The 13,706-nt window shown below is 38.1% G+C and carries 11 protein-coding genes; 7 read left to right on the top strand and 4 right to left on the bottom strand.

Going from position 1 to position 13,706, the window contains the following annotated elements; translation table 11 throughout:
- Positions 1-178 precede the first annotated feature (178 nt).
- The 5 genes from miaB to lnt all read left to right on the top strand — a co-directional run bounded on the left by miaB (position 179) and on the right by lnt (position 5,684).
- Complete coding sequence (miaB, locus tag ABJE44_RS08000) at positions 179-1,606, top strand: tRNA (N6-isopentenyl adenosine(37)-C2)-methylthiotransferase MiaB (RefSeq protein WP_133468895.1); 1,428 nt, start codon at positions 179-181, stop codon at positions 1,604-1,606.
- Between the two features lie 44 nt (positions 1,607-1,650).
- Positions 1,651-2,694 (top strand): PhoH family protein, encoded by a 1,044-nt coding sequence (locus ABJE44_RS07995; protein ID WP_348112524.1) that lies wholly within the window; start codon positions 1,651-1,653, stop codon positions 2,692-2,694.
- Between the two features lie 11 nt (positions 2,695-2,705).
- The gene (gene ybeY / locus ABJE44_RS07990; protein ID WP_348112522.1) at positions 2,706-3,194 is read left to right on the top strand and encodes an rRNA maturation RNase YbeY; all 489 of its coding nucleotides are present in this window, start codon (positions 2,706-2,708) and stop codon (positions 3,192-3,194) included.
- A gap of 77 nt (positions 3,195-3,271) precedes the next feature.
- On the top strand, positions 3,272-4,132 hold the full coding sequence (gene corC / locus ABJE44_RS07985; RefSeq protein ID WP_348112521.1) for a CNNM family magnesium/cobalt transport protein CorC: 861 nt from the start codon (positions 3,272-3,274) through the stop codon (positions 4,130-4,132).
- A gap of 28 nt (positions 4,133-4,160) precedes the next feature.
- On the top strand, positions 4,161-5,684 hold the full coding sequence (gene lnt, locus ABJE44_RS07980; protein ID WP_348112519.1) for an apolipoprotein N-acyltransferase: 1,524 nt from the start codon (positions 4,161-4,163) through the stop codon (positions 5,682-5,684).
- Between the two features lie 72 nt (positions 5,685-5,756).
- On the opposite strand, the gene ABJE44_RS07975 is transcribed toward lnt, so the two are convergent.
- The 3 genes from ABJE44_RS07975 to ABJE44_RS07965 all read right to left on the bottom strand — a co-directional run bounded on the left by ABJE44_RS07975 (position 5,757) and on the right by ABJE44_RS07965 (position 10,468).
- Complete coding sequence (locus tag ABJE44_RS07975) at positions 5,757-8,990, bottom strand: SPOR domain-containing protein (protein ID WP_348112517.1); 3,234 nt, start codon at positions 8,988-8,990, stop codon at positions 5,757-5,759.
- A 92-nt stretch (positions 8,991-9,082) separates the two neighbouring features.
- The gene (locus ABJE44_RS07970; RefSeq protein WP_348112515.1) at positions 9,083-9,835 is read right to left on the bottom strand and encodes a hypothetical protein; all 753 of its coding nucleotides are present in this window, start codon (positions 9,833-9,835) and stop codon (positions 9,083-9,085) included.
- Between the two features lie 123 nt (positions 9,836-9,958).
- Positions 9,959-10,468, bottom strand: coding sequence for a hypothetical protein (locus tag ABJE44_RS07965; RefSeq protein WP_133468889.1), 510 nt, complete (start codon positions 10,466-10,468; stop codon positions 9,959-9,961).
- 789 nt (positions 10,469-11,257) lie between these two features.
- Here ABJE44_RS07965 and ABJE44_RS07960 point away from each other — a divergent pair.
- Both ABJE44_RS07960 and ABJE44_RS07955 read left to right on the top strand, forming a co-directional pair.
- Complete coding sequence (locus ABJE44_RS07960; RefSeq protein ID WP_348112514.1) at positions 11,258-12,292, top strand: MBL fold metallo-hydrolase; 1,035 nt, start codon at positions 11,258-11,260, stop codon at positions 12,290-12,292.
- Positions 12,293-12,297: 5 nt separating this feature from the next.
- Entirely contained in the window at positions 12,298-13,053 is a 756-nt protein-coding gene (locus tag ABJE44_RS07955) for an NUDIX domain-containing protein (RefSeq protein WP_348112513.1), read from the top strand.
- A gap of 99 nt (positions 13,054-13,152) precedes the next feature.
- Here the strand turns inward: ABJE44_RS07955 and greA are convergent, their stop codons facing one another.
- Complete coding sequence (greA, locus tag ABJE44_RS07950) at positions 13,153-13,629, bottom strand: transcription elongation factor GreA (RefSeq protein WP_133468886.1); 477 nt, start codon at positions 13,627-13,629, stop codon at positions 13,153-13,155.
- Between the last annotated feature and the right edge of the window lie 77 nt (positions 13,630-13,706).

Here is a 13,706-nt window from a genome sequence, read left to right as displayed (position 1 = left end):
TCACAACAAAACAGCTTATCCCTCAACATCTAATTCAAAAGCGCTTTAGATTGCGCTAAAAGTAGCGATTTATACAAATACCAAGTAAAATGCGCGGTTCGTTTTTAGTGCGTAGAATTAGGCCTTCATTCAATAAGAGTGAACGTCTGCAAATGGTAGGGTAAATTAAAAATCTGTTATGACAAAAAAGCTATTTATTAAAACTTGGGGTTGCCAGATGAACGAGTATGACTCGGAAAAAATGGCAGATTTATTAGACTCTACCCATGGATATGAGGCCACAACTGAAGCCGAAGACGCTGATGTGATTTTGCTAAATACCTGTTCTATTCGCGAAAAAGCCCAAGAGAAAGTATTTCATCAGTTAGGCCGTTGGAAAAATCTTAAAAAAGATAAGCCAAACCTGATTATCGGTGTAGGTGGTTGTGTTGCGTCTCAAGAAGGCGAAACTATCCGTAAGCGGGCCCCATTTGTAGATGTAATTTTTGGGCCTCAAACCTTGCATCGCTTGCCTGAAATGATTAATCAAATTAAAGGCGGAGATAAATCCGTAGTAGACGTAAGTTTTCCAGAAATAGAAAAGTTTGATCGTTTACCCGAGCCAAAAGCCGATGGCCCTTCTGCCTTTGTATCAATTATGGAAGGCTGTTCTAAATATTGTACTTTCTGCGTTGTGCCTTACACTCGCGGTGAAGAAGTCAGCCGGCCTGTTGATGATGTATTATTAGAAATCGCTCAATTAGCTGAGCAAGGCGTCCGTGAAGTCAACCTACTTGGCCAAAATGTTAATGCTTTCAGAGGTCCTAACTATGACGGTAGCATTTGTACTTTTGCCGAATTGTTAGAGCTGGTAGCTTCGATCAATGGCATCGATCGTATTCGCTATACCACCTCTCATCCAGTCGAATTTACAGATGACATTATTGAAGCCTACGCCCATATTCCTGAATTAGTAGACCACTTACATTTGCCTGTACAGTCAGGTGCTGACCGTATTCTCAACCTAATGAAGCGTGGCCATACTGCTATAGAGTACAAGTCCAAAATCCGTAAATTACGAAAAATCAGACCTAACTTAAGTATGTCTTCGGATTTTATAATAGGTTTTCCTGGCGAAAGCGACGCTGACTTTGAAGCGACTATGAACTTGATTCAAGCCATGGATTTCGATTTAAGCTTCAGCTTTATCTATAGTGCTCGGCCGGGTACACCAGCTGCAGATTTGCCTGATGACGTAACCGAAGATACGAAAAAGCAACGTTTGAGTTTATTACAACAACGTATTAACCAACAAGCTTTGCGTATTGCTCGAAATATGCTTGATACCGAACAACGCATTTTAGTAGAAGGTCCATCTAAGAAAAATCCAATGGAGCTTAGTGGAAGAACCGAAAACAATCGTGTGGTGAACTTCGAAGGTACCCCAGATATGATAGGAAAATTTGTTGATATCAAAATCACGGATGTGTTCGCTAACTCTTTACGTGGCGACCTTGTTAGAACTGAAGCCGAAATGGATTTACGTAACGACCTATCACCGCAAACCTTGTTAGCGAAAAACGCAGCAAACATTGATGAATTAGGCGTAGCAACCTTCGCCCCCTAATTGATAAAAATAAATAAACAAATAAAAAAGTAGAGAGTAAATACTTGAGCGAACTTACAAGCAGTGAATTTTTATTAGAGCCTTCAGATCACAAACGTTTATCAAGTTTGTGTGGCCCATTTGATGACAACATCAAACAAATAGAGCGTAGGCTTGGGGTAGAAATTACCTACCGAAATAATGAATTCAAGGTGACTGGTCAACCTCAGCAGTCTAGTGGGGCTGTCGAATTACTAAAATTGCTGTATTTGGAAACTCAGCCCATTAGAGGTGAAATACCCGACATTCAACCAGATAAAGTGCATTTAGCAATCCAAGAATCAAAATGTCTAGAGCGCGCTGAAGCGGGTCATTACGGTAAAGAGATCCATATAAAAACTAAGCGTGGCGTGATTAAGCCCCGCAACCCTAATCAGTCACAGTATGTAGCTAATATAATGAATCACGATATTAGTTTTGGTATTGGACCTGCAGGGACCGGTAAAACGTATCTAGCAGTAGCTTGTGCAGTTGAAGCATTAGAAAGACAAGAGATTCGTCGTATTTTGTTAACTCGTCCAGCCGTAGAAGCGGGTGAAAAATTAGGCTTTTTGCCGGGAGACCTCTCGCAAAAAGTCGATCCTTACCTACGACCTTTATACGATGCCTTGTTCGAAATGTTGGGGTTTGAAAAAGTAGAAAAACTCATTGAGCGCAATGTCATTGAAGTTGCTCCCCTCGCCTATATGCGTGGCCGTACTTTAAATGACGCTTTTATAATTCTAGATGAAAGCCAAAATACCACGGTTGAACAAATGAAAATGTTCTTAACTCGAATTGGTTTTAACTCTCAAGCTGTAATTACCGGCGATATTACTCAAGTAGATTTACCACGTGGGGTACGCTCAGGGCTAAGACATTCTATTGAAGTACTTAAAGATGTAAATGATATTTCATTTAACTTTTTCAGCGCCGGAGATGTGGTTCGTCACCCAGTTGTTGCCAGAATTGTAACAGCGTATGAAGAATACGAGGGCCAAAAAGAAAAAGAGCGCCTTGAAAAGAAAGCACAACAAGAAGCCTTAGCCAAGCAGCAGGACAATACTTAAGTGATGACTCTGTGAGCGCAATTATTGATTTACAAATCGCCACAACCTCTAAGGTTATTCCTACTCTAGACAATGTGCAGTTGTGGCTTGATACCGTCCTACTTCATCAAGACTTAACTCAACAAGAAATCACTGTACGCATAGTTGATGTTGAAGAAAGTCAGGCACTTAACAGCGAGTTTAGAGGAAAAGACAGCCCCACAAATGTATTGTCTTTTCCATTTGAAATGCCAGATATAGTCTTACAATCAGATGATAATGAACTAGATGAGATGCCGGTGTTTTTAGGCGATTTAGTCATTTGCAGCCAAGTAGTAGAGGCAGAAGCCAAACAACAAAACAAACAAAACCTCGATCATTGGGCGCATATGATTATTCATGGTTGCTTGCATTTATTAGGTTTTGACCATATTGAAGATGCCGATGCAAATGAAATGGAAGGGTTAGAAATTGCCATATTAAAGCAATTAGCCATTGACGACCCCTACCAAGATCATTAATGATGCAGATCTAGATACAACAAGCTAGGCTTCAACAGTTTGTTAATATAATTACTAAACCACAAAATAACGAGATCATGAGCGAAGATAATCCCCCGTCTACAAACGGTTCTGCCAACAAAGGCTGGATAGACAAAATAGTCCAGACCTTTACGGGAGAGCCGCAAAATAAGGAAGAGTTGTTTGGCGTCATAGCAGAAGCTGAGCAACGCGAGGTCATCAATCCTGAAACCAAGGAAATGATCGAAGGTGTCATGGAAGTCAGTGAGATGCGAGTAAGGGACATCATGATCCCTCGCGCGCAAATGAGAACCATAGAAATCGATCAAAATGTGGAAGAGTTCCTACCCATATTACTGGAGTCGGCGCACTCACGTTTTCCCGTTATTAATGAAGATAAAGATCATATTGAAGGCATATTGCTCGCTAAAGACTTGCTAGAATATGCATTTATCCCAGGCAAAGAGTTTGAATTAAAGAATATATTACGTCCTGCGGTGATTGTTCCTGAAAGTAAACGTGTGGATGTATTATTAAAAGAATTTAGGCAAAAACGCTACCACATGGCGATTGTTGTCGACGAATACGGCGGCGTATCAGGTTTAGTAACCATAGAAGATATACTAGAACTCATTGTTGGTGAAATAGAAGATGAGCATGACGTAGAAGAAGACGATTACGACGGTATTCGCCCTCTTAATAAATACACTTACTCAGTAAAAGCATTGACTACGTTAGAAGATTTCAATAAGTTTTTTGAAACTAACTTTAATGAAGAAGATGCCGACACTATTGGCGGTATTGTTCTAAAAGCCTTTGGCCACCTTCCACAAAGAGACGAAAAAGTAACTATTAAGGGCATTGAATTTAAAGTAACTAACTCCGATAAACGCAGACTCCTGCAGTTGAAAGTTACTTTGCCAGAAGATGAAGGCTAACAACAACATCTTGTCAAAAGTTAAGCAAATGCCTTTAAAAGTTAAGTTGTTTCTCGCTTTACTATCTGGTGTTAGCTTAACTTTTTGTTACGCCCCCTTTTCTCTTTGGTGGCTAATGTTACTGGGCTATTCTAGCTTTATCTACCTATTATCAAGTGTGCCAAAAAGCCAAGCTTTTAAACTAGGCTTTGCCTTTGGGCTAGGCTGGTTTGGTGCGGGTATTAGTTGGGTCCACGTTAGTATTGCGGACTTTGGAGGTATTCCTTTAATCGCCTCCATTGCCTTAATGCTGCTTTTATGTAGTTATTTAGCTATTTACCCTGCCTTAGCGAGTTTAATATTAAAAAGATATTTTGATCTCAAATACTGGCCATTGGCCTTACCGTTTATTTGGTTGTTTTTTGAAACACTACGAGGCTGGTTGTTTACCGGTTTCCCTTGGCTTTCTTTAGGGTATGCTCAGCTTACTGGGCCACTATCGGGGTGGATGCCAGTAATAGGCGAAATAGGTGTAAGCACGATAGTAGTGCTGCTTTGTGCCAGCATAGCCATTTGGATACCTAACAAAAAATGGTTTCAACTAACGTTATTACTGTCTGTCATGCTTATTTCAGGAGCAGTATTAAATACCTACCAATGGGCTAAACCGACGGGTGAACTTGTTAATATTGCGATGGTGCAAGGTAATATCCAACAAGAGCTGCGTTGGACTCCTGAACAAGACCAACCCACTATGGAAAAGTATCGCAATATGACAGCAACATATTGGGAAAGTGATGTCATCATTTGGCCGGAGGCTGCCATTCCAAAACTAGAGCCCATTGCACAAGAGTACCTTGCAGAGCTTGACCAAGTGGCGGCTAAGAATCAGGCTGGTTTAATAACAGGTATAGTCAATTACAACTTCGAAACCCGAGAAGCTTACAACAATTTAATTGGGCTCGGCCTAAAAAATACTCCTTCAACTGAACACGAAAATCTCAATAGAGGTCACTATTACTATTTCCATAATAATAGGTTTTCGAAGCATCATTTACTCCCTATAGGTGAATTCATTCCATTTGAAAACTGGATAAGAGGCTTAGCCCCCATTTTTGACTTGCCCATGTCTTCTTTTAGTCGAGGCGCTTATAAACAAGAAAATTTACTCGCAAAAGGCTATCACTTTGCTCCCGCTATTTGTTTTGAAATTGCTTTTCCAACACAGATATCTGCCAACCTATACCACAACACAGATTTTATCGTTACCGTTAGTAACGACGCTTGGTTTGGTGCATCTCATGGACCAGACCAACACTTAGAAATTGCCCAAGTCAGAGCAAAAGAATTTGGTCTTCCAGTATTACGTGCAACCAATAATGGCATTACTGCTTTTATCGATCACACCGGAGAAGTCCAAAGTCGATTACCACAATTTGAAGCGGCCGTGCTTAGCGACCAAATTAAGCAAGTATCCGGTTACACCTTGTACCGCTCATTTGGAAATATCACTATTTGGAGCTTATCTTTAATATTATTTTTAGTCGCTTTGTGGTTTAAAAAGTATCGCTAGTACCAAGCCATGCTTTTTGGGTTGCCCCTCACCTTCTAATAGCTTAATAATCGCCACACACTTTTATAGCCTTTAAGACTCATCTAAGCTTGCCACTATTTTCTTGATACTAATTTCAATCGGCAATTCCGGAGTTAGGCCCTGAAATTCAGATGCACAACTTTTAGATGCCTTTTTCAAATCTCCCAATAGTGTATAAAAACGCTTACCTGAAACTAAACGCCTGACAATATGTACATTGGGTTGATTATCAAACAAAACTTGCCTTATTGAGGTCATTGAACGATAGGATGCTAGCTGACATAGACGCATTTTAGGGTCCGCTAACTTTATTTTTTTATGAGAAGCATTTATATAATCACTAAAATCATTCAGTTGAAACTCTAAATCCCACCCTGAAGAATAATATCTCTCACCTCTAGTAATAAAAATATGTTTAAGTGGCTGTATATGGGTTATCCGCTTTATTGCTCTTTTTGCTTCATCGATTGTTTTAAATCCACCTATTGCAACATGGCTCATGGCTGTTTCATGATTACGGAATATCTTTAAATTAAACTCATCGGTTGGTAGATATTTAATCACTTCATAAATTGACCGAAACTTCTTAAAGGCGCCAAGCTGAACAAAGTACAACTCTTTTTGTTCTGATGTAACAATTTCAGCAAACTCGCTTGTAACCAGATTAACTAATAAGAGATCGTTGATCCTCACTGAATCTCCCTCACTTGGAGCTTCAATAATTTTTGGTAGATTTAAAATGGTTAATTCATTTAGGGTAAGGAAATCAGGGTCGACTTGAATCTGGTAATGCCCAGGGGGTATTTGTGTAAAAAAGAAAAAGCCATCTACTTCTGAAATAGTTTCAGCTATAAGCTCCAAATCTTGATTAATTAAGCGTATTTTAAGATCGGATGCACCTCGGCTATTATTATTTTTCACTCTATAAACAGCCCCTTCAATATCGTTAAAGGTCACTACAGGTAAGGAAACGGTATTAACGCCTCCCTTGTGCGTATTTACCAAAACCATTTCGTCGATCGCAGACATATATGGGTCAGGTAAACTAGCGTCATCTATTGAAATTCTTTGCTCACGCTTTGTCGTTGCTAATTGAATGTTCCCCATTTGATTGGTTTTTAACTCTCGCCATGCATGATTTCCAGAAACAGTCACAGCATTTAATGCTGAATCATCACTATCAAAAATTGAATTACGATTATTATCTAAAAAAGCAAAAGCCCTTATATTAGCTGTATTCGATCCCCTAGGTTGGTAAAAATCAAGGGCCTTTTCATAAGGGTTGTATTCGATATCCCCAGCGATACCAATGTTCACTGTCCACTCACCACCATTATTTACAGTTGTACCAAACTGTAAATTAAACTGTTTTCTTCTCCAATTCAGTTGGTGCCTTAATTCAAATTTGTGTTCCCTTGAAGGCCTGTAATCAATCCTACTTTCATTGTAAGTACTATATTGCTGTGGCCAACGAATATTAGAGTAATAATTCAACACCTCTTGATCATCAAAAGGTAACCAAGACATAGAGTTAGAGATTTGCCACCCATTAAAGTTTTTGGACCAATAAAGGGTTTGTCCTAAAGTTTCATCTTCAATACCTTCATTTCGACTCAGTGTTGTTGAAAATGTCCCACCTAGTAGGTTTTTATTAAAATTGACTGAATATACGTTGTCATCTGATTGGTTATTATAGCTACGATGCAAGTAATTTAATCCCCAGCTAGCGCCTTTTAACCAATCAAGCCTTCCATTAAAGCGCGTACGAGTTTCTGATTTTAAGTCACGAGAAGCGGCATAAGCATCACTTTCAAAGTTATTAAAAATCCGATAACTTAGGTTCGCACGTAATCTATTATCAAAAAGGCTTGTATTAATACCAGTAAAAATCGCACCGCCGGCATTCAGATCCTTTACAACTTGACTCTTGAACGCTGCAGCTGAGAAATTCATATATAAAGCTGAAGATAGGTATTTTTGTTTTTGTCCTGCTCCCTGCAACGAATGAACGGATGCTTCTATTGTTGTATTACCAGTTAATCCATAGGAAATTAATCCAGAAACATTTTTGTCAAATGTGCTCTCTTCATTATCTTCATCAATAAAACGCTTACTTGCATCTGATACATTTACTAAATAGTTAAACCGGCCAGGAGATAGCTGTTCATTGCCAACATTGATGGTTTGAGTTCGGGTTTCTTGCTGACCTTCAGGTCCATACAATTTAAACTCGAACAAATTATTGCCATAAAATGTATCAACATTTTCAAACACGGCTCTATTTTCATCGTCGCTAAACACCTCGGCTATAAATTGTCCGTTTCGAAACAATTGTACTCTCCAACCAGGTAGTACAACCTCCTCTAGTGTTGAAGTTGTAAATGAGCGGGAGTAGTTTGGATCGAAATTAAATATAGATACGCCAGCACCTTGTTTGGAGCTATAGATAAGCTCATCACTGTGTAACTGTATATCCCCTAATTCGTATCTTAATAGGCTCACGGATTGGTCAGCGCCACTGATATCTAAATTTTTACTTAGCCGCAGGTATTGATTACTGGTGTCTTGATTAGCGTTTATACGCAGCTCAGTTTCGTGCTTAAATAAATCAAAAAAGCCGTTTAAATTGCCACTTAACTTTGATGTACCTAAGCTTGAATCATGAGAACCATTGACCCTATAGTGAATTAAAGGGGGAGAAATAACATGATATTGATCGGCAACCCTTCTAGAAGGTTGCATTTCCGCTGGTCCTTCGAACGTTGGCACAGTGACGTTAACTTCATTTTTTAAGCCAGGAAAAGGCTTATCGTTAAATATATTTAAGTGGAGTAATTCATAATTAAAAGCATAACTCCCCCCTAAAATCGTATCCAAGGCTCTAAGATCTATATAGATATCAAAATCATCTCTCGCCCAAAAATACCCATGGGGATCGTCTTGCTCTGTTAGGTCAATGTCAAAATCACAAAAATCAATAAGCTGACTTGAATTGTTAAAATTGAAGGTGGCTGCAGCAATATCGATACTCCAACCTAACTTAAAAACCGACTCTAGAGACGAAACGGGCACCATGAATCGATCATTGTGGGGAAACACATCAATACTAGCTGAAATGGGTCTACCATTTAATCTAAGTACGGGTAATAGTAATGCATCTTCATTAATATCTACTCGTTGCCAGTTTGCTAGTTTTTTACACTCTATCGCCATTGCTTTAGGAGATAACAGGCATAGAAAAATCATGAGTAAAAATAAGTAACAAACATACTTATCCGAACTCACCAATAAACTTACATTTTGATGATAAAACAGCTTAATTTTATCGAACATCAATAAACGAAAATAGACACTTTGGGGAAATGCACCACTCCAAGCTATTCGATATCAAGCGTGGTAGTTGACTCTATACTGCCACCAAATTCCGCTATTTCATTATATTTGATCGTAACCAAACCAGATACTTCTTTGGTTAACGGGATGAAAACTTTACGACGACTCAATGGCATATAAGCTGCTATGTGATTAACTAACCCAACTTCATTTCCATTTTTATCAGTAGCAATAAAATTACCAAATAATGAACGATTCCCATCAAGACTCTGCCAAACCTCGATATGTGGTACGTCTTCAAGCATCACAAGTTTTGGCTCAAGAAGCTCACTTGTCGCCTCTGTTCTACCATGACGAATGATGACTGGAACGTTATATGCGAGCTTTGTATTCAGGTTGACATTACCTAGGCTTCCACCTTTATAGGTACTAGTAAGATTTAATACAGCTCGGTATTCTCCGACTGGTAAATTAGCAGGTTTTCTAACTGCAAAACGTAATGCCTGCCTACCACCGGGTGCTATCGTGCCTCGCTTGGGTGAAAATCGTAACAGCTTTATTGCAGAGAATGGATCTGCTTCAATCTTACGTAGTGTCCCCTCCTCAGTCATTTCAACTAATGATAACTCGGCACTATACTCCATGGTAACCGGGCCTGTATTTCTAAGCTGTAAAGCTTCAGTACGAGTATTATTGTCAAAAAACAAACGATGTTTAGATAGTGCGACATTCGCATTAACATTTAGTGAAAGTATGAATAAAACTAATGGGGTGAGTATCTTAATGAAATTTACCATTGCTCGGATAATCCAAAATAAAACATAAATATATAATGGGCGAGAGCCTGCTATATACTCAAAAACGAATTTGTAGATAAGCGGAAGGCGGCATAGATGCCGCCTTTTTTCGTAGATTAACTTTTACTGAAAAGAAACATCAACAATGTAGTCAGCTGTATAAGTATCACCAGGGGTTAACACAGTATCGACAGTCATAGAGCCATAAATATTAATAGCCAAATCATCTGCAGTACTATTAGTTACAACAGCAGTTGTTGTTGCATCAACAATAGCGTCATGAGTTCCAGTGGCGTTATCAATATCAATCACTGAAGCAAATGTTACGTTAGACCCTGCACTACCAGACACAGTTACATTTAAAGGCGTGTTTGCAGTAAGGCCAGATACAGTAACCAAACCAATAGCAATATTACCATTTGATGCATCACAATCTCCTGATATCGCACCAGCATCATCCATAGTACAAACAGAACCAGCAGTAGGCTGCATCGCACCAAAATGTAATCCAGTCGTATTAGCAATACTCGAATCTGAGAGTGCATTTACAGTTGCTTGGAATGTTTCACTTGCTGCAAAAGCAGAACTTGAAGTAATTGTTAGTAGTGCTGCAGCCAAGATTTTCTTATTCATTTTTATACCCTAATATTTTTAGATATTAACTACTCAGTCATCCGATACTAGAAAGTTAAGTTATTTTTATTATGCCGTTGTGGCTTATGTATGTTCCTAATCAACGGAAACTATTTGAACATAGAAATTTATCTCAAAAAAGTATAGGTATGCATAAACAAAGCTTTTGAATGAGAAAAATATCCATATAAATCAGTAAAATAGAAAAACTATACTAAAGTATTAGAGTAATAAAAAACTCCACACACATAAAACATACAAAAGATCACATTAATTATAAACAGAATAAAAACAACAACTTACAGACCATTACAATTTATTAACCATTATATAACTTAAGTAAAACACATAATTTACAGTCCAAAATATTAGCGTATCGTTTCAAATACCTATGTTTGATAGAGACTTTCAGAAAATTTTTGCGGTGGCTTATATTTATCTTTATGGGTAATTTGTGGACCCAAAACACCATTTTTGGTATATGAAAACATACCGAAAAAACTATGGTTTAGATTAAAAATTTAAGAAATGAAACAGATTCAAATAATTATCAGTGCCCAAAGTTTAAAAAGATGGGGCAACCTACTCACTCAAACGAACTGAATTAATTATCCAATCAATTCTAAAGGCTTTTTAAAGGTAATTTTTACAATATCTAGCCCTTAATCAAAAAGTATGATGTTTATCAATACATAATTGTGCTTGGAAGTGTTGAGATTTTTCAGCTCTAATGGCGACTCAATTAACGATTATACATAGCCTTAAGGGGTCGAACCGGAGAGGAGTACAATGGAACTAAGTTTTATTGATAAAAAAATACCGGCAGCAGGGATACTTCAAGAGGTTGCCACAGGTATATTTTGGTTACGAATGCCCCTTCCTTTCGATTTAGATCATATTAACCTTTACCTAATTGAAGATAATCAAGCTGAACAGGAAGGGTTTGCTTTAATTGATACGGGTATAGGCACCCAGCAAACCACTGATATCTGGGAGCAGTTACTGCAAACTATAAATAAGCCTATTACAAAAGTGATCGTGACTCATATGCACCCTGATCATATCGGTATGGCGGGTTATTTGGTTGAAAAGTTCCGAGTGCCTTTTTACATGAGTCATGATGAATACTTTGTCGGGCGCGCTATCGCAGCAGGAGCAAGAGGAGCATCAGATTGGCAAGATGAGCAGTACTTAGTTAGATGCGGTATATCAACAGATGAGATTGCAACGGCTAAAAAAAATAAAAAAGACAGTACCGGTGTTGGACGTGTAATTACGCCTATCCCCCTTCAATATGCGCGATTAAAGGAGGGAGATACATTAGCGATAGGTAACAATAACTGGCAGGTTTATATTGGCAGAGGCCACTCACCGGAGCATGTCTGCTTGTATAATGCTAACACTAATATTTTAATTTCTGGCGACCATATACTTCCGGGGATTTCTCCTAATATTGGGGTATACAATACCGAGCCAGATGCGAATTCCTTACAACAGTACCTTGAAACCTTACCTCAATTCATGCGGTTGCCAGAAAATTGCTTGGTTTTACCCTCACATAAACAACCATTTTATGGGTTACACACTAGAGTCAATGAATTGATTAATCACCATCATGAACACCTAAACAATCTAAGAACTTTTTGTAAACAAGGCAAAACTATTGAACAATGTTTGCCAGTGTTATTTAAGCGTAAGCTAAACTCACGTAATATATTCTTCGCAATCGCGGAGTCATTCGCTCACCTCAATTATTTGTACTTTGCAGGTGAATGCAGTCGTGAGCTCAATGCCAAGGGGCAGTTTATTTTCACCTTAAAATAAGTGAGATGTTTTTGTTAGCGTTTGAATACAACCAATTTAATGGTGTCATTATAAATAGTGACCGGATACCTGAAAACAGCGAGATATTCTCAAACCAATTAAGTGCTCTTTTAAGATATACCAAACAACAGAATAAAGCTGTTGTTTGGTTAACCTTACCTATTAACTTATCGCACTTAATTTCAATTTCGACAGACCAAGGCTTTACTTTTCACAACTGTTTACCTGAAGAAGTAACATTAGTATTTAAAACTAATCCGCAAGACTTTGTACCCTTTATTCCCACTCACTCGCTAGGAGCTGGAGGGTTAGTACAAAACAAATACGGTGAGATACTGGTAATTAAAGAGCACGGCGCTAGAAATTATAAACTCCCTGGAGGCCATATTGAGTTAGGTGAAAAAATAGAAGATGCAGTGATTAGGGAAGTACTTGAAGAAACTGGAATTAATTCAACATTTGATACAATTTTAGGTATGGCTAGCACTCACCCATACCGCTTTGGTAAATCCAATATTTACATAATATGTAAATTAACTCCATTATCAGAAGATATTAATATTCTAGATACCCAAGAAATAGATGACGCTAGGTGGATCACACCTAAAGACTATTTGGCCGATGACAACAACAACCTATTTAATAAATACTTAGTTAAATCGTTACTCAACGGTAAAGGACTAGTTAAATCAACATTAGATCTAAGGCAATTCTCTAATTTAAAACACGAAATGTTTTTAACTGCTCCTGATACGCCATAACCTCTAGCCATTTATTTAGGTGCAGTATAACCACATGCTTAAACTAAAAAACGAAGCGCAAGGCTTCGTTTTTATTAATTATAGAGGCAGCACTAAACACTAAATATATTCAACTTCTGAAATTTCGAACTCTATCGTTCCTTTAGGAGTTTGAATATTGACAACATCATCAAGAGATTTGCCAATTAAACCTCGTGCAATAGGAGAACCCACAGAAATTAAGTTATTTTTAATATCGGCTTCATCTTCCCCTACTATTCGGTAAGTGATTTCTTCATCGGTATCTAAGTTAATAATGGTGACTGTCGTACCAAAAATCACTTTGCCATTATTTGGCATTTTAGTAACGTCAATAATCTGAATATTAGAAAGTTTGCCTTCAATATCTTGAATACGCCCCTCACAGAAACTTTGTTGTTCACGAGCGGCATGATATTCAGCATTTTCTTTTAGATCACCGTGTTCACGAGCTTCTGCAATCGACTTAACGATCTCGGGCCTTTTTACGGATTTTAAATGTTTCAACTCTTCACGCAGTAATTCTGCGCCTTTCGCTGTCATTGGATATTGGGTCATATCAACAACTCTCTTATTTTTGTTATTTAATAGATAAATCTATATCTACAATAAGGGCTAAATGCTTAATTTCAACA

The organism is Paraglaciecola sp., from assembly GCF_039942875.1.
GTDB lineage: Bacteria > Pseudomonadota > Gammaproteobacteria > Enterobacterales > Alteromonadaceae > Paraglaciecola.
This window is presented reverse-complemented; position numbering and strand designations above follow the sequence as displayed.

Coding starts and splice junctions, on each gene's coding strand:
- miaB (WP_133468895.1), top strand. CDS start 179: ATGACAAAAAAGCTATTTATTAAAACTTGGGGTTGCCAGATGAACGAG.
- corC (WP_348112521.1), top strand. CDS start 3,272: ATGAGCGAAGATAATCCCCCGTCTACAAACGGTTCTGCCAACAAAGGC.
- lnt (WP_348112519.1), top strand. CDS start 4,161: ATGCCTTTAAAAGTTAAGTTGTTTCTCGCTTTACTATCTGGTGTTAGC.
- ABJE44_RS07970 (WP_348112515.1), bottom strand. CDS start 9,835: ATGGTAAATTTCATTAAGATACTCACCCCATTAGTTTTATTCATACTT.
- ABJE44_RS07965 (WP_133468889.1), bottom strand. CDS start 10,468: ATGAATAAGAAAATCTTGGCTGCAGCACTACTAACAATTACTTCAAGT.
- ABJE44_RS07960 (WP_348112514.1), top strand. CDS start 11,258: ATGGAACTAAGTTTTATTGATAAAAAAATACCGGCAGCAGGGATACTT.
- ABJE44_RS07955 (WP_348112513.1), top strand. CDS start 12,298: ATGTTTTTGTTAGCGTTTGAATACAACCAATTTAATGGTGTCATTATA.
- greA (WP_133468886.1), bottom strand. CDS start 13,629: ATGACCCAATATCCAATGACAGCGAAAGGCGCAGAATTACTGCGTGAA.